Source organism: Natrinema sp. H-ect1, assembly GCF_041821105.1.
Taxonomy (GTDB): Archaea; Halobacteriota; Halobacteria; order Halobacteriales; family Natrialbaceae; genus Natrinema; species Natrinema thermotolerans.
Window position 1 is genome coordinate 15488 of the sequence record NZ_JBGUBA010000019.1, and the last position, 19636, is coordinate 35123.

Genomic DNA, 19636 nt, shown 5'->3' on the forward strand with positions numbered 1-19636 from the left:
AACGAAATCGTTTTCCTACGGCTGACGCTTGACTCGACCAACGAGAGTCATGCATATCCAACGACGGTCACCCGGAGGGAACGGCCGTGGCGGTTGAACGCCTGCTCGTCCCGCTGTCGGACACGGTGACCGTCCGACAGACGGTCGGTTACGCCGTCCAGTCGGGCCTCGAGCGCGCTGACTCGCTCGAGTGTCACTTGGTCGTTGCCCTTCCCTACGACGACGACGTCCCCGAGAGCGCGCGCCAGCACGAGGACGCCGACGACCTGCTGTCGCGGGCACGCAACTGGGTCGAGGAGGACGCCGGCGAGGCCGACGTGACGATCGAGACGGCGACGCTGGGCGCCGACGAGTACCTCTTCGGTCCCCGCGACTACGCGGAGATCTTCGACGCCTACGCCGCCGAGAACGACCTCGACCGAGTCGTCCTCGATCCCGAATACGAGCCCGGCGTCACCGCTCGCATCCTCCAGCCCCTCGAGCGGGAACTCGACCGGATCGGACTGGCCTACGACGAGGCACCGGTCGAGCGCTCGACCCGCCGCGGCCGACTCACGGGAAGCGAGGACTTCGACCGGCTGTTCGCGACGTTCATGATCTCCTATGGCTTCTATCTCGTCCTGGGCGATCCCACCTACTGGTTCGACCTGGTTACCGGCGCGGCGGTCGCGGGCATCGTCGCCATCTCGCTCGCTCGAGTGACGTTTTCGGTGCCGCTGGACCGTGTCCAGTCGCCGATCCGGGTCGTCCGCTTTGCCCTCTACATCCCCTACCTCCTCTGGGAGATCGTCAAGGCGAACATCGCGGTCTCGGCCGTGATACTCCGGCCGTCGATGCCCATCGAGCCGACGCTGACGCAGGTCGACTCCCGAGTCAGAAGCGGGCTACCCCTGACCGCACTGGCAAACAGCATCACCCTCACCCCGGGCACGCTGACCGTCCGGGCCACCGACCAGCGGCTGCTGGTCCACACGCTGATTCCCGCCGCCCGTGAGGACCTCTTCGACGGCGGCTTGGAGCGAGGGATCAGATTCGTCTTCTACGGCCGCGAGTCGGCCGCGATCCCCTCGCCGCGCGAACGCGACGACGCCGAGATCGTCGGAGGTGACGAGCTGTGACGCCGGTCCCGCTCGAGGACGTCTTCCTCGCCGCGGCCGGCCTGTTCGTCGTGTTGGCGATCGCGATGTTTTACCGGGCGGTCGTCGGGCCGACCACGCAGGACCGACTGCTTGCGGTCAACGTCCTCGGGACGAACACGGTCGTCATCCTCGCCCTGCTGGCGGCGGGACTCGACCAGCGGTGGTTTCTCGACGTGGCGTTGATCTACGCCCTGCTGAACTTCCTGATGTCGGTCGCCATCTCGAAGTTCACCGTCGAGCGGGGTGGTGTGCTGTGATCGAACCGACCCCGCTGCAGGTAACCCTCGAGACGGTCCGGTTCTGGGCGATCGTCGCCCTGCTTGGACTGGGCGTGTTCTTCACGCTCGTCTCGACGATCGGCGTCCTCCGACTGCCGGACATCTACGCGCGGGCCCACACCGCCTCCCAGACGGACACGCTCGGGGCGGGCTTTGCGCTGGCCGGCGTCGCCCTGGCGTTCGGTTGGCAGCACGCGGCGGTTTATACCGTCTTGCTGCTGTTTTTCGTATTCATCACGAACCCGACGGCCGCCCACGCGATCGCGCGATCGGCGGCCGAGACCGGCGTCGAGCCGATCCTCGCCGAGGAGGGCGAACCGGACGATTCGACCGCCGAAACGGAGGGCGAGACTCGATGAGCCTCTTCGTCTACTCGCTCGTCGCGTTCGTCCTCGCGACGGCGGTGGCGACGGCGCTGTTTCGCGACGTGTTATCCACGATCATCGTCTTCGGGGCCTACAGCCTCGGGATGGCGATCATCTATACGTTCCTGCTTGCCCCGGACGTGGCGATGACCGAGGCCGCGATCGGTGCCGGCGTCACGACGCTGTTGCTCTTGCTGACGATCGCGCGCACGACCCGGCCCACGACCGACCGGCTCAGAGAGCGGATCCACGTCCCGGCTGTCGTCGTCGTCGGCGCGTTCGTCCTCCTGCTGTGTGCCGCGGTCCTGCCGGAGATGTACGCGGTCGGAAGCACGGAGACACCCGTCTGGTCGAACCCCGACGTAACCCAACACTACATCACGGAGACGTACCACCAGACCGGCGTCGAGAACGCCGTCACCGCCGTCCTCGCCGCCTACCGTGGGTTCGACACCTTCGGCGAGGCGGTCGTCGTCTTCGCCGCCGGCGTCTCGACGCTGCTGGTTCTGAAACGAGAGGTGTTCGCCTGAATGACCGACTACGACGATACCTACACCGAGAGTCAGGTGATCATGACCGCCGTCAAGATCATCGCACCGTTTACCCTCACCTACGGGCTGTTCATGACCTTCCACGGCGGCGACGCCCCCGGCGGCGGGTTCCAGGGTGGGACCATCGTCGGCGTCACCGTCCTCATGCTCGCCTTTGCCTTCGGGATCGACCCGACCCGCCAGTGGCTCCGCAACTCCGTTATCACCGGCCTCGTCACTGGCGGCGTCGTCATCTTCGGCGCGATCGGGCTGGGGATGATCGCGCTGGGCGGGGAGTTCCTCGAGTTTTACAAACTCAAGGCGGTCTTCGATATCAAGCCCAAGTGGGGGCTCGAGGCCGTCGAGATCGGCGGCATCTCGCTGATCGTCTCGGGGGTTATCATCAGCCTCTTCTTCACGATGGCAGCGGGCTTTACGCCCGACCGGCCCAGCGGCATCGGCGGCGTCAGCGGCGTCGACGACGACGCGCCGGACGCGGCCGAGCCGGAGGTGAGCGACGATGATTGACCTGCTGACGAGCCACTACCTCTACGTCCTGACGTTCGTACTGCTCGGACTGGGGATCTACATGGTAATCGCCAGTGAGAACCTCGTGAAGAAGCTGATCGGGGTGAACCTGTTTCAGACGGCCATCTTCCTGTTTTTCGTCTCGATGGCCTACATCGACGTCGACGGTGCCTCGGCACCGATCGTTCCTCACGAGGGCACGCCGGGCGAGGTCATGGTCGCGAGCCCGCTGCCGCAGGTCATCGTCCTGACCGCCATCGTCGTCGGCATCGCACTGACCGCGGTCGGGCTGGCGCTGATCATCCGGATCTACTCGGAGTACGGCACCCTCCGCGAGGACACCCTTCGGGAGGTGCGTGCCGATGAGTAGTATCGACCTGCTCCCGCCGCTTTTGATCGCCGCCCCCATTCTGGCGGCGACGCTGCCGATCGCGCTCGGGCTGTGGTTCGACCGGGCCGGCTGGTCCGTCGCCGCGGCGACGACCAGCGGCCTGTTCGTCGGAGCCGTCGCCCTCGCGAACGCCGTCTACGGCGGCGAACGGATCACTCACGAACTCGGGGGCTACCCCCGCGAGTACGGGATCGAACTCGTCGCCGACGAGTTCTCGATGCTGATCGTCCTGCTCGTGACCGCCGTCGCCGCCGGCGTCCTCGCGTTCACGCGCCGGGGCGGCCCGCGCGGGAACACGTTCTACACCGCCTACCTGCTGCTGGTCGCCGGTCTGCTGGGCATCTCGCTGACCGGCGACGTGTTCAACCTCTTCGTCTTCCTCGAGATCTCGAGCATCGCGACCTACGCCTTGGTCGCCAGCGGCGACGGCCCCGAGGCGGCGGTCGCGGCCCTGAAGTACCTGATCCTGGGGACCGTCGCCGCCTCGATGTACCTGATCGGGGTCGCGTTCGTTTTCATGGCGACGGGGACGCTCAACATGGTCGAACTCGCCGGCGCCATCCCCGAGGCCAACACCACCCTGATCCGGGCCGGGATCGCGTTCATGATCGTCGGCTTCGCCGTCAAGGTCGCCCAGTGGCCGCTGCACACGTGGCAGCCAAGCGCCTACCAGCGGGCCCCCGACGGAGTGACGCCGCTGATAGCGGCGCTCGTCTCGACGGCCTCCGCGTACGCGTTCGGCCGCATCATCGTCACCGTCCTCGGGGTCGAGTACCTCGCGGGCACGCCGAACGTGGCTCCGATCGTCCTGACGATCGGCTGCGTGAGCGTCCTCGCCGGCACCGTTCTGGCGGTGATCCAGACCGAGGTCAAGCGGATGCTCGCCTACTCGTCGGTCTCGCAGTTCGGACTGGTAATCGCCGCCTACGGCGTCGTCATCGCCGGCGAGTCCGAAACCGCGCTGATCGGTGCCGCCATCCATCTCATCGGACACGGCGTGTTGAAAGCCGGCCTCTTCCTTGCGGCCGCGCTCGTCGCGACGAGCTACGGCGCACGTACTGTCGACGAATACGCCGGCCTCGCCAAACGGCGGCCGTTCGTCGCCGGCTCCATGGCCGTCCTCCTGCTGGCGCTGGTCGGCGTCCCGCCGGGCGTCGGCTTCGTCGGCAAGTGGTACATCGCCGTCGGTGCCGTCGAATCGCAGCTCTGGCCCGTCGCAGCCGTGATCTTCCTCAGCACCATGCTCACCCTCGCCTACGCCGCTCGCCTGCTCGAGAAGATGTACTTCACGCCGTCGGCACCCGCCGACGCGAGTCGTCCGGGGCCGGCCGCGACCGACGGCGGAACGGCCGACACCGACGCCGCGGCCGCGATCCGCGGCGCGGGGGCGGCTGATCCCGTCTCGATCGGCATGATCGCCGTCGTCGTGGTCGCCGCCGTCGTCGCCGTCGCGCTCGGCTTCGCCGGCGGCACGATCGCCGACCTGCTCGAGCCGTTCCTCACGGAGGTGTTCAACTGATGGTCGCAGACATCCGCCCGCTCGCGGCCGTCCTCGTCTCGGCGGTCGCGATCGTCCTGATCGTTGCGTCGCATCGCCGGCCGAACCTCCGTGAAGGGTGGTCCGTCCTGGCCGCCCTCGCGAAGTTCGCCATCGTCGCGAGCATGCTGCCGGCCGTCATGGACGGGACCGTCTTCCGGTGGAGCCTCGCCGACTCGACTGGCGTCGAGTTCCTCGCGGGACTGGACTTCGCCCTGCGGGCCGACCCGCTGGGGATCTTCTTCGCCCTACTGGCGAGTTTCCTCTGGATCTTTACCTCCTTTTACGCGGCGGGCTACATGCGCGGGCTCGACGAACACTCCCAGACGCGCTTTTTCGCTTCCTTCGCGGCCAGCCTCTCGGCGGCGGTCGGGATCGCCTTCGCCGCGAACCTGGTGACGATCTTCGTCTTCTACGAACTCCTGTCGCTGGTGACCTACCCGCTGGTCGCCCACAACGAGGACAGTGAGGCCCGCATCGCCGGCCGGAAGTACCTCACCTACACGTTCTTCGGCGGCGGGGTCTTCCTGCTCGCCGGCACCGTCATGATCTACTGGCTGACGAGCCTCGTCGGCGATCCGACGCTGGCCTTCGAGGCCGGCGGAATGGAGGCGCTGGCCGCGGCGGCACAGGCTGAGCCGGTCTACGCACAGGCCGCCTTCTTCCTGCTGATCGCCGGCTTCGGCGTCAAGGCCGCGCTGATGCCGCTTCACTCCTGGCTCGCGGATGCGATGGTCGCGCCGACGCCCGTCTCCGGGCTGCTCCACGCCGTCGCGGTCGTCAAATCCGGTGCCTTCGGCATCGCTCGAGTGATCCTCGAGGTCTACGGACCGGGACTGATTTACGATCTCCCGCTCGACGTGCCGGGAATCGGCGAAATCGGGCTCAACATCCCCGTCGCCATCGTCGCCGCGTTCACGCTGACTGCGGCCAGCATCATCGCGATGCGGAAAGACCACCTCAAGCGCCGGCTGGCCTACTCGACGACGGCCCAGCTCTCTTACATCGTCCTCGGACTCTCCTTGCTGCACCCCTATACCGTGGTCGGGGCCCTGTTCCACATCCCTGCCCACGCGTTCGCGAAGTTGACGCTGTTCTTCTGTGCCGGGGCGATCCACGTCGAGACCCACACGGACTACATCAGCGAGATGGCCGGCATCGGCAAACGGATGCCGCTGACGATGGCGGCGTTCACGATCGGCGCGGCCGGCATGGCCGGGCTCCCGCCGGTCGCCGGCTTCGTCAGCAAGTTCTACATGTTGATCGGCAGCGCGGACGTCGGCGGCAGCTACTGGCTCTTTGCCGGCGCACTGTTGCTCTCGGCGGTGCTTAACGTCGGCTACTTCTGGCCGGTCGTCTACACCGCCTTCTTCGAGAGCGAGGACAGCCACGACGCCAAACCGCTGCTCGAGTTCCCGGCCGGTGGGCTGGTTCAGTCCTACCGCACCGAGGCGGACGACGTCGCCGCCGACGGCGGTCGGCCGACCGACGGCGAGGCCGATGCGCCTGCCGGCGACGCGGACGCGACCGAGCCGGAACGCGCCGCCGCAGCCGACGACGGCGACTACGAGTACGCCGTCGACGAGTACCCGAGCGACGCCGACGTCCCCGTGGGCGAGCAAGTCAGTGCCGTCGACCACCACGGCAACCACGACGACCACCTCACCGGCGGCCCGCCGGCCGACGTCTGGCAGCGCCGCTCGCCGTTTACCGAAAGCACGTGGCTCATGCTCGCGCCCATCGCCGTCATCGCGACGGGCGCGGTCGTCCTCGGAGTCGGCCCCGACTACGCGGTCTTCCTCGAGCTGGCGACGCGGATCGCCGAGGAGGTCTTCGGAATGCCCTTCGAGGAACTCGGAACCGTCCCCTTTGACGAACTCATGACGGAGGTGAACAACTGATGGAACTCGAAGTCCTGTCGCTTGCGTACCCGCCGCTTTTGATCTTCGCGGCGGCACTGCTCGTCCTCGTCCTGCCCCGGATCGCCGGCTTCACCGTCGGCGCGCTCAGTCTGGCGGCCGTCCTCGCGATCTCGCTGGTCGCGCCGGAAGGCCAGCACCTGGCCGGGACCTTCCTCGGGTTCGAGGTCGTCCCCTACTACATCGACGACTTCTCCCGAATGGTCGGGCTCGGGCTGGGCTTCCTCGGGGTCTGTAGCGTCATCTACGCCTACTCGAGCGAGGCCAGTACAACGCTGGTCGCGTTCGCGCTCGTCTACGTGGCCTCGTCGGTCGGCGCGGCCTTCGCCGGCGACTGGCTCGTCTTGTTGTTCATGTGGGAGCTGATGGCCGTGACCAGCACGCTCGTTGTCTGGCACTACGGCGGCGACGCGGTCCGGGCCGGCTTCCGGTATGCCCTCTTCCACGGCACCGGCGGCGTCCTCGTGATGTTGGCAGTCGCCGCCCACTACGTCCAGACGGGCACCTTCATCTACGACGGGACCGGGATCGCGGACGGAATCCCGGCCCTGCTCGCGGTACTCGGAATGGGCGTCAACGTCGCCTTCATCGGCGTTCACACGTGGCTGCCCGACACCTACCCGCGGCCCCATATCGCCGCCTCGGTGTTCCTCTCGGTCTACACGACCAAGACCAGCGCGTTCGTCCTCTACCGGGCGTTCCCGATCGGTGCCGAGAGCGACCTCGGTATCTACATCGCGTACATGGGCGGCCTGATGTCCGTCTACGGCGCGACCTTCGCGCTCCTCCAACACGACATGCGGGCACTGCTCTCCTATCACATCCAAGCCCAACTCGGCTACATCGTCGCCGGGATCGGCATGGGTGCCTGGATGATCGAGAGCGAAATCGCCGTCGCTGGCGCGATGAGTCACCTCTTCAACAATATCCTGTTCAAGAGCTTGCTGTTCATGGCCGTCGGCGTCGTCATCTATCGGACCGGCGAGGAGGACCTGTACGAGTTGGGCGGCCTCTGGCGCGAGATGCCCCTGACCGCCATCGGGTTCGGCCTCGGAGCGCTCTCGATCACCGCGATTCCCGGCTTCAACGGGTACGTTAGCAAGGGGATGCTCTTCGACGCAGCCGATCCCCACTACTACGGAATCGAGGCCTCCGAGCCGCTGTACTGGCTGCTCTGGCTCGGAGCGATCGGCACGCTACTCTCCTTTATCAAGCTCGGGTACTACGTCTTTTTCCACGGCGAGAGCGACGTCTCGGTTCCCGACGCCAAGCCCGGCCAGACCGTCGCGATGCTCGGCCTCGGCGCAGCCTGCGTCCTCTTCGGGGTCTGGTGGGAAGGGCTGGCCGACCTCGCGCCGACGCTGCACGCCCACGGCGGCGGTGAGTTCACGTTCGCCTATCCGAACGACGAAGGCCACATGCATCCCTACAGCACGAGCCACCTCCAGACGGCGGGCATTCTGACCGGCGTCGCCGCGGTCACGTTCGTCGTCGTCCGCAAGCCCCTTTCGAAACTCGATCTCGGGGATCCGGCGATGATCGTCTACCCCGTAACCTACCACGTCAGTCGATGGACGATGCTCGCGGTGACCGAGATCTACGCTGCCGTCGACCGAGCCGTCGTCGGCGGCGTCAAGCGCTGCTACTGGATCGGAAACAATCCCGTCCTCGCGGTCGACGCGGCCGCACGGCGACTCCCGCTGGTCGACGTCGAGGAACGGCAGCCAACGGACGGTGGCCGGCCGTCGACGATCCACCTCCGAACGAGCATCGGAACGACCGTCCTCCTACTGACGCTCGTCCTGACGGTGGTCCTCTGGCTGCTCGTCGTCTGATCGTTCGACGACCGCTTCTCAGCCGGAATCGCTTGACTCCTCGCCCTCGACCGGCTCGGCATCGACGACCAGCGGCTCCTCCGGTGGGACGGCGATCGACTGCTCTAACACCGAGGCCCGTAGCGTCGGCTTCGAGGCCGTCGCCTCCTGTCGGTAGTCGTCGTCGATCCGGTCCCCGCGGACCCCGCGTGGCGTCAAGTAGTCGCCGTCGACCTCGAGCCCGGCCGCCTCACAGAGCCGGCGCAGGACCGACCGCGCCCCCTCGGTGGTGATCGCCGGCGGCGCGATCGCACGCTCGCGGGCGAGTTCCCGGGCCGTCGAGGTCTCGAGCAGCGACTCGATCTCTGCTTCGTCGTGGCCACGCTCAGCGAGGACCGTCCGCACGCGGCGGGCGATCGACGGGGCGTGGCCGGTCGGGAACAGCGGCCAGTCGTTCGCGGGCGGGTCCAGTACGATCCGATACCGACGCAGCGGCGTCCGCGCTCGGGCCGGGAGAGGGACGTCCTCGAGACGCTGGGACTTGCCAAGCACGCGGATCGTCCCCGTGTAGAAGTCGACGTCATCCCACGTCGCGCCGGTGCGGCGGTCGTCGTCGGGGACCCGGAACAGCTCCGATCCCCGGACCGTCGAGTGGGCGAGGACCGCCACCATCGCGTACTCGCGCAGGCGGGTGCGGCGCTCGCTCGTCGACCGGGTCCCCGATTCGAGCGCTCGCTCGCGGACGTGGCGCTCGAGTTCGCGGCGCTGGTCGGCCGTCCACGAGTCGCTTGTGGGCCGGGCGTCGGCGGCCGGCAGCGCCGCCTCGGCCCGGTCGGTCGCGGCGGGGTTGGTCTCGAGGATGCCGCCGCGAACGCACCACGAGAGGAACGCCCGGACCACGGCGTAGTAGGTGCCGGCGGTCGAGGCGGTGTACTGTCCACGCTCCGTCCGGCGGCGAAGTTCCGCTGCGTAGGCGCGCATGTGATCGACTGCAAGGGCGTCGATCGATCGGATCCCGTGGTCGGTCTCGAGCCACTCGGCCCACCGCCGCAGGATCGACTCGGCGTTGGAGGCGTAAGCACCCGCGCCGGAGCCGTCGGGATCGCCCACCGCCTTGCGCTGGATGTAGGTGTCGACCGCATCGGTGATCGCGACGCCGGTCACGGCGCGATCACCCGCCCGACGCCCGCGTCTCTCGCCCCGGATCGCCGTCGCCCAGTCCGATCCCGCCGGTCGGCACGACTCTCGAGGGAGACGCCAGTGGTCATCGGTTCGTGTGTTCCTGTTCCACGGCCCTAAATCTGTGTTTCGAATCCACACCGGTCGAAAAAACTGCGATCACACGCGAGCGCGGGCCGGCGACGGAATCCGGCCCGTCCGCAACTGTCGGGGACCTACCCGCTCGTCCTTGGCGGCTGGCTCGATATCCAGAATTAAGTACACTGGCTGATAATTTTTCGATAGTGGGTGGTGAATGACACGATCGATCACCGTACGAATGCGTCAGGCTCTCCAAATCGTACGAATTGAGCGGCGGCGCGCCCGACGGCGGCTCGGTCGATCATCGGCGTGGCGCACGATCCTCGTCGTGGCACTCGGTTCGGCCGCCGTACTCTTCGGGGTTGGTGCGTACGAGGTCGGCCGATCGTTACGGCAGGGAACCGCCGCTCTCCCCCTCGAGACGATACACGTCGCCACGGTCTCGGGGTTTCTCACGCTGGTTTGGGTATTCGATCGACGCACGTCGACGGTAATGGAGCGCATCGAACCCGCGTTGCTTCTTACAAGCGTTCCGACTCGAACGGTCGCGCTCGGCACCGTCGGCACGGTCGTCGCCGGGATCGCCGTTCCGCTGTCGCTGCCCGCCGTCTGTTTCGCGGCCGGGCTCGCTGTCGGACACCAATCCCTGTTAGGATTGATTACCGTCTTGCTCGCCGGTTTCGGCGGCGTCGCGCTCGCAGCGCTGGTCGGTGTAACGCTGAGCCTCGGTCGGGAACTCGCTGCCCTCCGATCGCCCCGAATCCGCCGATACAGAACGCTTCTGTACGCGGCGGGATTCGCGGCCCTCGTGACCGCGTGGTTCGTACTGGCCAGTGGTGCCGTCGGTTTGGACCGTCTCGTCTCGTGGCTTCCGGTCGTTCCGATCACCTGGATCGCCGATCTCGGTCTACTCGGACTGACGGGGTCCGAGCCGGTCGGCCGCCGTCCTATCGGCGCACTCTGTCTGTTCGGCGTTGGACTCCCGCTCTGTACAGCCGTGGCGATCAGGCTCGCTGACCGAATCTGGCATACCGATCCGGTCGGGTCCGGAACGGTCCACCGCTCGCGGTCGCTTCTCGGACCCGGGCTCGCAACGTGGTTGTTCGGTCGCTGGGTTTCCCGGCCCGTTCTTGCCGTCGCCCGAAAGCGATGGCTTCAGGAACGGCGTGTCCCCCGGGGCCTGTTGACGGCGGGATACATGCTGCTCATCCTGCCGATCGTCTATCTACCGCTTCTCGCTGCCGGCGAGATACTGGCGGCCACACCGATTCTCCTCGCGTTCGTCCTCGCCGTCGGGACGGGCCTTGCGTTCGGACTCGAGTTACTCAGCGTCGAGTATCCCGCGCTCCCCCTGACGCTTTCCGCCGCCTCGAGCCGCCAGTTCGTCCGCGGGACCGTCCTTGCCGGAACCGCGGTCGGCGCGCCGGTGACGGTAGCGATAACCGCCGTTGCCGGGGTGGGAAGCCCCCTCGGCAGCCTCGAGGCGGCCCTGACCGCCCTCGCGACCGTCCCCCTCTGTCTCTGTGGCGTCACCGTCGCTGCAGCGATCGGCATGGACGTGTCATATCGCGACTTTCGCCCGGTCCCGATCCCGTTCGTCGCCACGACCGTCTATTCGGAGACCGGTCGACGGTCGTTTCTCAAGCTTGCTGTCGTGATGACACTCGTCGGGCTCGTCTGCCTGCCGGCGCTCACGGGGTATCTCTCGCCTGTGAACGTGCCGCTGTCGACGGGACTCGGGGTCTCGATACCGACCGTTCGCCTGCTGTCGCTCGTCGGCACGGTCGCACTCGCGATCGCGGTCTCGGCGGTTTCCTACCGGCGGGCGGTGAGGGCGTTCGAGGAGTATACGATTCCATGAATCTCAGTCTCGAGCCTCTCGATCGGACGGTACCAACGATCGGTCGTTACGCCGTCGCTCGAAAAATGGGCTTTGAGTATCGATTCGGGCGAATTCGTCGTCTCGCTTCGGTAGTTACCAGAACTGTTCGATACCACACTTGGCGGCACAGCCGGCCGCGGTACCACCGATACAGACCGCACAGGGGGCACAGCTGACTCGAGTCGGGTCGGCGACACACACCTGACACGGGGTCGCACAGAAGGTACCCCACGTGATACAGTTCACCCAGCAGTCGATCGCCGATTCCTGCGTGGTGATCCCGTCGGACTGTCCGGCCAGACTGTACACGGATTCCAGTTCGGCTCCGTCGATTTCGGCGATGAGAAGGGTATCGGCACCGCTTTCCAGCGTCGCGGAAACGAACACCCTCGAGACTCCCGACTCGAGGTCGCGATGGGCGGCCGCGTCGGCCGTATCGACCGTCGCCACCTCGCCGTTCTCGAGGGCTTCGGTCCAGTCGTCACTGGCTTGCAGCGTCTCCAGCGCCTCGGTCGTGACCGCGTCGCCGAGAACGAGGTTTTCGACGCGGATCTCGCCATCGTCACGTCGCGCTCTGACGAGGGTGTTTTCGCCCGTCTTGATTTCGGCGACGTCCGCTTCGTCGTTGTACGCGAAATGCTCGGCATCGCCCTCGATGGGGATTCACCGAACGAGGGATCGCTGGACTCATCGTTACCGACACGCCCGCCGCCCTTACCTGGGCCGAACAGCGCTACGAGTCCGTCAAACAGGCCGCAGAACCCGTTTCACTCCCCGACGAGGCCCTCTAGCACCGTTCCGGTCTCGCGAGCGTTGCTCCTGCCCGACACGGGCCCAGGACAGTATGGTCAGCAACGCGTCTCTCGAGCGGCGCTCGCCGCGGTGTAGCGACGCACTCGAGTTCTCGGTTCGCTCGGCGGTCGGACCGAAATCGAAGCAGAATATTTACAAGTATAGTTTCAGTACTGAAATTCAGGTTTCACAATGGTTGGAAACGAAACATCGATGCGGAGTGATGGCCACGGTGGCCGTGACGTATCGACACCGGCGACGGCCCGGTCGTTCCGCGGCGGGAGGCGGTGTCGACGGCGTCGCTCGAACGACAACTCCCGAACCCGAGGTTCAGTGAGGGGACACTGATGGACGAGTCACGTCGACGGGTACTCGCCGGCATCGCCGGTGGGGGACTCGCCTCTCTTGCCGGGTGTGCAACCGGCGACACGGCCGACGAGACCGCATTTACGATCGGGCTGGCGGCGGATCCGACCGACACCAGTCGATACGACAACTGGGGCGGCATGGCTCCCTATTGGACACGCGTCATCGAGCCGCTGGTCTGGGGCACTGATGATATGCAACCGAAACCGTGGCTCGCGACCGACTGGACCGCCACCGACGACACCACCTGGGAGTTCGAACTCCGCAAGGGCGTCCGTTTTCACAACGGTGCGGAACTGACTGCCGACGACGTCGTCCACACCTTCGAGGAGAACATCCTCTCCGAGCGCGGCGACTTCGTCTACGGGTGGCTCCACCTCGAACCGGGCAGCGTCACGAAACGCGACGAATACACCGTCGCGTTCGAGACGACGGACCCGTTCCCCGGCTTCCCCGGAACGATCGCCCACAATATGATCGACATCCAGCCGCCCGCAGCCGATCGGCAGGCGGGCGAGATCATCGGTACCGGGCCGTTTACCCTCGAGGAAATCCGGCGCGGGCAGTACGTCCGCGTCGAACGGTTCGCGGACTACTGGGGCGGCGAACCGGCCCCGACGGAACTCACGTTCCGGGCGGCCGAAGACGAGACGACTCGGACCGATCTCCTCGAGAGCGGCGAGGTCGATCTGATCTATATGCCGGCCAAAAGTCGTCTCTCGTCGTTTCGCGATCGCGACGACGTTCGCGTCGACTCCCAGCAGTCCGCGGGGGCGGTTTCGGTCTGGCTCAACATCTATCGCGAGCCGACCGACGACCTGGCCCTGCGGCGCGCGCTCAACTACGCGGTCTCCCAGACGGAACTCGTCGAGACGGTACTCGAGGGAGTCGGCGAGCCCGCCCGCGGCCCAATATCGACGGTCATCGACTGGGTCGACGAGGACGAACTGCCGGCCTACGAACGCGATCGGGACGCTGCCCGTGACCTCGTCGATCAGTCGGCCTACGACGGCACGGAGTTGACCTGCCTCGTCGACACCGACATGGACGACGGCAGGACGATCGGGCAAGTCCTCCAGTCGGCGTTCGAGGAGATCGGCGTCGACGTCGATCTCGAAGTCCGCGAGCGCGCAGCGATAAACGACCTGACGGACCGCGGCGAATTCCACCTCCAGATCGGGAGTACGGGATCGAACAGCCCCGGCGCGGACTACCTCATGTGGGAGAGTTTCCACACGATGGGCGTCGACAACAAGGACCGCTACGAGGCCGAGGGGACCGGGCTGTACAACCTCGGCGGCGAGGTCGACGACCTCATCGAGACCGGCTATCAGGCGCGTGACCCGGCCACGAAACGCGACGCCTACATCGAGGCACAGCGGAAAATCATGGACGCCGCCGTCGTCGTCCCGCTGTTCTACCAGGAGTACGTCGTCGCCGCCGACGCCGCGCTCGAGGGACTCGAACTCCCTCCGATCGAGAAGTTCGCCGAGTGGAGCGAGCTGACACGAACGGCCTGACGATGACTGCCTACGATTACCTCGCGTCCCGACTCACGACGTCGCTTGCCGTTACGGTCGGTGTCTCGCTTGTCACGTACGGGCTGATATTTCTCACGCCCGGCGAGCCGGCCGAGATCATTCTCTCCCAGCAGCTCGGCCGCCAGCCTTCTGCGGCCGAAATCGAGGCGTTCCGGGCGGAAAACGGACTGAACGAGCCGATCCCGGTCCAGTACCTGAACTGGCTGCTGGACGTCTGCCGGGGCGATCTCGGCACGTCGTACTACAGCGACACGCCGGTCTCGACGCTGATCGTGGAGGCGCTACCGGTGACACTCGAGTTGGCCCTTGCCGCAATGGTCGTCGCGCTCGTGATCTCGATCCCCGCTGGCGTCGCCAGCGCCGTCCACCAAGGCTCCTTGATCGACTATGCAAGCCAACTGGGCGCGCTACTCGGCGTTTCGATGCCGAACTTCTGGCTCGCGTACCTGCTGATCCTGCTGTTCCCGCTGACGCTCGGCGTCTTCCCGGTCGCCGGTGCCGGCAGCGTCGGCCACCTCGTGTTGCCGGCGATCACACTGGGTACCGGCATGGCCGCCGTCGTCACGCGACTCGTCCGGAGTTCCATGCTCGAGGTCCTCGACGAAGCGTACGTCGATACCGCCCGCTCGACGGGACTCCGTGAGCGGATCGTCGTCTACAAACACGCGCTCCGAAACGCGCTCGTCCCGGTCGTAACGGTTCTCGGCCTCCAGTTGGGGACGCTGCTGAACGGTGCAGTCGTCGTCGAGATCATCTTCCAGCGGCCGGGGCTTGGTACGTTGCTCGTCGATGCGGTGTTCGAACGCAACTACCCGGTCGTACAGGGGGTCACCCTCGTTACCGCGGTCGTCTTCGTCGTAACGAACCTGGTCGTCGATCTCACGTACCGGTATCTCGATCCCCGCGTCCGGCTCGGGGGTGAGACGGCGTGATCGGCCGTTTCGAGGCCCTCGTGGCGGGCCTTCGACGACGGTACCGTGCGGTTCGGACGTCCCGGGCGACCGCGGCGTTTTTTGCGAACCCGCTCAACGCTGTCGGGCTGGTGATCGTCGCCACCCTGACGATCGCCGCCGTGTTCGGTCCCGTCGTCGCACCCTACGACCCGACGAGTCAGGACCTCGTGAACCGGTTGCAGCCACCGACGCTGACCCATCCGATGGGAACCGATCAGCTCGGACGGGACGTCTTCTCGCGACTCCTATACGGTGCCCGGCTCTCGCTCGGTATCGCCGTCGCCGTCACCGCGATCAGGCTCGTCCTCGGGACGGCGATCGGCCTGCTCGCGGGCTATGCCGGCGGCCTGATCGACGAACTCCTGATGCGACTCGTCGACGTCCAACTCGCGTTCCCGGGGCTGGTACTCGCACTCGTGGTCGCCGGCATTCTCGGCCCCAGCCTCCGAAACGTGATGCTCGCACTCGCGGTCGTCGGCTGGGCGTCCTACGCCCGTCTCGTCCGCAGCAGTGTCCTTTCGACGAAAGAACGCGAGTTCGTCCAGGCGGCCCGGCTGATGGGCGTCTCCCGGCATCGCATCGCCATCCGCCATCTCCTCCCGAACACCATCGGCCCGATCATCGTTCTCGCGACGATGAACCTCGGAACGGTGATACTGGGAACGGCCGGTCTCTCGTTTATCGGCCTCGGCGCACAGCCACCGACGCCCGAATGGGGAACGATGCTTTCGACCGGCCGCCACCACCTCCGTGGAGCGTGGTGGCTCGCGAACGCTCCGGGCGCGGCGATCATGCTCACCGTCCTTGGATTCAACCTGCTCGGTGACGGGCTCCGTGACGTCCTCGATCCGAACCACGATACACCTCTCGAGAAACCGACGTGATCACGACATGACTGGACAATCGATGGATTCCACGTTGCTTTCGATCGACAACCTCCACACGCAGTTTCAGACTCGCAATGGCCTCGTCCGCGCAGTTGAGGGCGTCTCGATGACCGTCGACCAGGGCGAAATCGTCGGCCTCGTCGGCGAGAGCGGGAGTGGCAAATCCGTGACCGCACGCTCGATCGTCGGCCTACAGGACCCGGGCGAGATCGTCCGGGGATCGATTCACCTCGACGACGTGGCTGTGACCGATGCGACCGACCGACAACTCCGCCGGCTCCGGGGAGACACCGTCTCGATGGTGTTTCAGGACCCGACTGAGACGCTGAACCCCGTTTTCGACGTCGGCGAGCAGATCGCCGAATCGATCAAGGTCCACGAGGAACCCGGTCCCCAGCGCCTGCTCGAGTACCTCCATCTCCCGCCGTTTAGCAGCCGGTCGGAGTGGCGCGAGTACCGCGAACGGGCGATCGACCTCATGGAACAGGTCGGAATCGCCAGCCCGGCCGACCGGGTTGACGCATACCCCCACGAACTCTCCGGCGGACAACGCCAGCGGGCCGGCGTCGCGATCGCGCTCGCATCCGACCCGGACCTGTTGATCGCCGACGAACCGACGACCGCGCTCGACGCGACCACGCAGGCACAGCTCCTCGAGCGATTCCGTCAGTACAACGCCGAGCGCGGGACGGCGATCCTGCTGATCACGCACGATCTGGGCGTTGTCGCCGAAATCTGCGACCGCGTCGTCGTGATGTACGCCGGCGAGGTGATGGAAACCGGCCCGACCGAACGCATCCTCGAGGACCCTCGCCACCCGTACACGAAGGCGCTGCTCGAGTGTCTCCCCCAGCGCGTCGACCGGGAGAGCCGACTCCCGACGATCGACGGATCGGTTCCCGAACCGACCGCCGATCGGGCGGGCTGTCCGTTTGCCCCCCGGTGTGAGTACGCGACTGCCGCCTGTCGGGACGAGGAGGTCCCGACCGTTGCTCTCGCCGACGACCGCGGAAGCGTCACCTGCGTCGAGTCGAACTGGTCCGAGTCGGATACCCCGCCCTCGAAGACGGGCGCTCCCGGTGCCAGATCCGAATCGACCGCGGCTCCCGAATCGGCCCCCGCCGACTCGGACCGTCCGTCCCCGATCGTCGAACTCGAGGGTGTTTCCAGACACTACTCGCTCGCGAGCGGGCCGATCGAACGCCTCTTCGGAGCCGACGACACGCTCCGGGCCGTCGACGGGGTCGCCCTCGAGATCCGGGCCGGAGAGACGCTCGCGCTCGTCGGCGAGAGCGGCTGTGGCAAATCCACGCTTGCCTCGCTGATTACCGGCCTCGAGAGGCCAACGACCGGGACGGTCCGAATCGACGGGACGCCGGTCGGTAGCGTCGCCGACCGCGATGCCGCTACCCTCACCGACGTCGGCGTCGTCTTTCAGGACCCGCACTCGAGTCTCAACCCCCGACTGACGGTCGAGCGAACGATCGGTGAACCGCTCCGGAGTGTCGGCTGGAACCGACCTCGTCGCACGGACCGCGTCCGCGAGTTGCTCGATCGCGTCGGGCTCTCGGAACACCAGGCGACGAGCTACCCGCACGAACTCTCGGGCGGACAGATCCAGCGCGTCGCGATCGCGCGCGCGATCGCACTCGATCCCTCGCTCGTCGTCCTCGACGAGCCGGTCTCCGCGCTCGACGCCTCCGTTCAAGCCCGCCTCCTCAACGTCCTCGCGGACCTTCAGGCCGATCTCGATCTCTCCTATCTGTTCATCTCTCACGACCTGACCGTCGTCGAACACGTCGCGGACCGCGTGGCAGTGATGTATCTCGGGGAACTGATGGAGGTCGGCCCCGCCGACCGGGTGTTCGACCAGCCGACACATCCGTACACGAAGGCACTGCTCGAGGCGATTCCGTCGCTCGAACCAGACAGTTCGACCGGCACGTCGCTCGAGGGCACCCGTCCGAGCCCGGTCGAGCCGCCGAGCGGGTGTGTCTTCCGGGACCGCTGTCCGATGGCCGAGCCGGACTGTGCAGAAACCGACCCCGACCAGCGCCGACTCGGGCCGGGCCGCGCGAAGTGTCACTTCGCCACCACCGACGCATCCGATCCGTGACTCGCCGGGTCATCCTCGAGTCGCGCTCGACCGGGACCGTCCGAATTTGTATATCTGAATGTGGTTTATCCTCCGGGGCCCGAGACGAACGCATCGATCGAGTCGCGACTCAGGACGGATGCTGGTGCCGGATCTTCTCGGCCGTCATCCCCGGCACCGGCGTCCCACAGTCCTTGCATTTCCACTCGGGCGTCGGCGTCCCACGTTCCTTCCGCAGGTCCTGCTTGAACTCGAGGCGGGCACCACACGGACACCGGTAGGTCGTGCGGGTCATAGTCGGACCAACCCCGTCGGGAGCGATAAACGATTCGCCGGCCCGGGGTTCGAGCGCTCGAGTCGGCACCCGCACTTTCTCTCGGGGGAGCGCCGGGATCAAGACGCTGCCGTCCGTCGTCCGGGACGATGCCGAAATCACACAGGATCCCGATCGAAACGGCGACGGCGACGGGGTCGCCCCCCGAGGTCGCCGCGGTTCATCACCAGGCCGACTCGGACGACTGGATCGTGTTCTGTCACGGCCTTCGCAGCGACAAGTCCGGCAGCTACGAGGGCCGGTGTCGCCGGGCCGTCAGGGAGGGGTACAACGCCGTCCGGTTCGACTGCCGGGGCTGTGGCGAGTCCGACGGTGCGTTCGTCGACGCCACCCTCGAGGCTCGACTGGCCGATCTCCGTGCCGTGACCGAGTACTTCGACCCGGATTCGTACGTCCTCTTTGGCTCGAGTTTCGGCGGGAAAATGGCTGTCCACGCCGCTGCGACGGACGACCGGGTACGGGCGGTCGCGACGCGTGCGCCCGTGACGACTACCGAGACGTTCGACGAGTATCGGTCGACCATCGACCGCGATGGGGCGGTGCAGTTCGAGACCGGCGAACGGATCGACCGTCGGTTTCTCGAGGCGCTGGATCGCTACCCCTTCGACGACGTCGTCGAATCGCTCTCGGTCCCGGTCGCGATCTTTCACGGCGGGGACGACGACGTCGTCGATCCCGCCGACAGCTTCGCGGCCGCTCGGCGACTCGAGACCGACGTCCTCCTCGAGCGGTTCGCTGGCGAAGGCCATCGCTTCTCGCGGGCGGCCGAGGACCGATTGCGGAAGCGATTGTTCGATTGGCTCGAGTGGGCCGGCGGCGAGAGCGGGCGGTGCTGATCCGCTGTGTAGTGGATAAATCAGATGTTGCTATACACAATTCGTGTGTCGACTCGACGACCGACAACCCGCGACACGCCGAAGCGAGTACAGCAAGCGGCGAACGCAACCAGGACCCGGATCCGTCACCGGCTTGGGGCCGGACACGTCTCCGACTCGGAGTATCTATCTTTAAGCAGCGAGAGAATC

General features: G+C 66.6%; 18 protein-coding genes. 15 read left to right on the forward strand and 3 right to left on the reverse strand.

Annotated features, from left to right (window positions below):
- Window positions 1–86 precede the first annotated feature (86 nt).
- Genes ACERIM_RS19030 through ACERIM_RS19070 form a run of 9 tightly spaced genes read left to right on the forward strand, consistent with a single transcriptional unit; the run spans window position 87 to window position 8522 of the window.
- The gene (locus ACERIM_RS19030; RefSeq protein ID WP_049966379.1) at window positions 87–1118 is read left to right on the forward strand and encodes a monovalent cation/H+ antiporter subunit E; all 1032 of its coding nucleotides are present in this window, start codon (window positions 87–89) and stop codon (window positions 1116–1118) included.
- Window positions 1115–1396 (forward strand): cation:proton antiporter, encoded by a 282-nt coding sequence (locus ACERIM_RS19035; RefSeq protein ID WP_006179556.1) that lies wholly within the window; start codon window positions 1115–1117, stop codon window positions 1394–1396. The genes ACERIM_RS19030 and ACERIM_RS19035 overlap by 4 nt, the downstream gene beginning before the upstream one ends.
- Window positions 1393–1776: a monovalent cation/H(+) antiporter subunit G gene (mnhG, locus tag ACERIM_RS19040; RefSeq protein ID WP_006650399.1), complete on the forward strand. Its 384-nt coding sequence runs from the start codon at window positions 1393–1395 to the stop codon at window positions 1774–1776. The genes ACERIM_RS19035 and mnhG overlap by 4 nt, the downstream gene beginning before the upstream one ends.
- Window positions 1773–2312, forward strand: coding sequence for a DUF4040 domain-containing protein (locus ACERIM_RS19045; RefSeq protein WP_006650400.1), 540 nt, complete (start codon window positions 1773–1775; stop codon window positions 2310–2312). The genes mnhG and ACERIM_RS19045 overlap by 4 nt, the downstream gene beginning before the upstream one ends.
- The gene (locus ACERIM_RS19050) at window positions 2313–2840 is read left to right on the forward strand and encodes an MnhB domain-containing protein (protein ID WP_373633795.1); all 528 of its coding nucleotides are present in this window, start codon (window positions 2313–2315) and stop codon (window positions 2838–2840) included.
- Window positions 2833–3210: a cation:proton antiporter subunit C gene (locus ACERIM_RS19055; protein ID WP_373633796.1), complete on the forward strand. Its 378-nt coding sequence runs from the start codon at window positions 2833–2835 to the stop codon at window positions 3208–3210. The genes ACERIM_RS19050 and ACERIM_RS19055 overlap by 8 nt, the downstream gene beginning before the upstream one ends.
- On the forward strand, window positions 3203–4750 hold the full coding sequence (locus tag ACERIM_RS19060; RefSeq protein ID WP_373633797.1) for a monovalent cation/H+ antiporter subunit D family protein: 1548 nt from the start codon (window positions 3203–3205) through the stop codon (window positions 4748–4750). The genes ACERIM_RS19055 and ACERIM_RS19060 overlap by 8 nt, the downstream gene beginning before the upstream one ends.
- On the forward strand, window positions 4750–6669 hold the full coding sequence (locus ACERIM_RS19065) for a proton-conducting transporter membrane subunit (RefSeq protein ID WP_373633798.1): 1920 nt from the start codon (window positions 4750–4752) through the stop codon (window positions 6667–6669). Before ACERIM_RS19060 ends, ACERIM_RS19065 begins: the two co-directional genes overlap by 1 nt.
- A complete protein-coding gene (locus ACERIM_RS19070; protein ID WP_373633799.1) occupies window positions 6669–8522 on the forward strand; it encodes a Na(+)/H(+) antiporter subunit D in 1854 nt (617 codons plus the stop codon). Before ACERIM_RS19065 ends, ACERIM_RS19070 begins: the two co-directional genes overlap by 1 nt.
- 18 nt (window positions 8523–8540) lie before the next feature.
- Here ACERIM_RS19070 and ACERIM_RS19075 read toward each other — a convergent pair whose 3' ends face one another.
- On the reverse strand, window positions 8541–9665 hold the full coding sequence (locus tag ACERIM_RS19075; protein WP_006650406.1) for a site-specific integrase: 1125 nt from the start codon (window positions 9663–9665) through the stop codon (window positions 8541–8543).
- 589 nt (window positions 9666–10254) lie between these two features.
- On the opposite strand from ACERIM_RS19075, the gene ACERIM_RS19080 reads away from it, so the two are divergent.
- Window positions 10255–11622, forward strand: a complete 1368-nt coding sequence (locus ACERIM_RS19080) for a hypothetical protein (RefSeq protein WP_373633800.1) — start codon at window positions 10255–10257, stop codon at window positions 11620–11622.
- A gap of 114 nt (window positions 11623–11736) precedes the next feature.
- Here ACERIM_RS19080 and ACERIM_RS19085 read toward each other — a convergent pair whose 3' ends face one another.
- Complete coding sequence (locus tag ACERIM_RS19085) at window positions 11737–12093, reverse strand: hypothetical protein (RefSeq protein ID WP_233274357.1); 357 nt, start codon at window positions 12091–12093, stop codon at window positions 11737–11739.
- A gap of 689 nt (window positions 12094–12782) precedes the next feature.
- Here ACERIM_RS19085 and ACERIM_RS19090 point away from each other — a divergent pair.
- Genes ACERIM_RS19090 through ACERIM_RS19105 form a run of 4 tightly spaced genes read left to right on the forward strand, consistent with a single transcriptional unit; the run spans window position 12783 to window position 18298 of the window.
- Window positions 12783–14321, forward strand: coding sequence for an ABC transporter substrate-binding protein (locus ACERIM_RS19090; RefSeq protein ID WP_373633801.1), 1539 nt, complete (start codon window positions 12783–12785; stop codon window positions 14319–14321).
- Between the two features lie 2 nt (window positions 14322–14323).
- Complete coding sequence (nikB, locus tag ACERIM_RS19095) at window positions 14324–15274, forward strand: nickel ABC transporter permease (protein ID WP_373633805.1); 951 nt, start codon at window positions 14324–14326, stop codon at window positions 15272–15274.
- A complete protein-coding gene (nikC, locus tag ACERIM_RS19100; protein ID WP_373633802.1) occupies window positions 15271–16179 on the forward strand; it encodes a nickel transporter permease in 909 nt (302 codons plus the stop codon). Before nikB ends, nikC begins: the two co-directional genes overlap by 4 nt.
- Before the next feature lie 7 nt (window positions 16180–16186).
- Entirely contained in the window at window positions 16187–18298 is a 2112-nt protein-coding gene (locus tag ACERIM_RS19105) for a dipeptide ABC transporter ATP-binding protein (protein ID WP_373633803.1), read from the forward strand.
- A gap of 109 nt (window positions 18299–18407) precedes the next feature.
- Here ACERIM_RS19105 and ACERIM_RS19110 read toward each other — a convergent pair whose 3' ends face one another.
- Entirely contained in the window at window positions 18408–18572 is a 165-nt protein-coding gene (locus ACERIM_RS19110; protein ID WP_006179539.1) for a hypothetical protein, read from the reverse strand.
- Between the two features lie 128 nt (window positions 18573–18700).
- On the opposite strand from ACERIM_RS19110, the gene ACERIM_RS19115 reads away from it, so the two are divergent.
- Complete coding sequence (locus tag ACERIM_RS19115; protein WP_373633804.1) at window positions 18701–19447, forward strand: alpha/beta hydrolase family protein; 747 nt, start codon at window positions 18701–18703, stop codon at window positions 19445–19447.
- Window positions 19448–19636 lie beyond the last annotated feature (189 nt).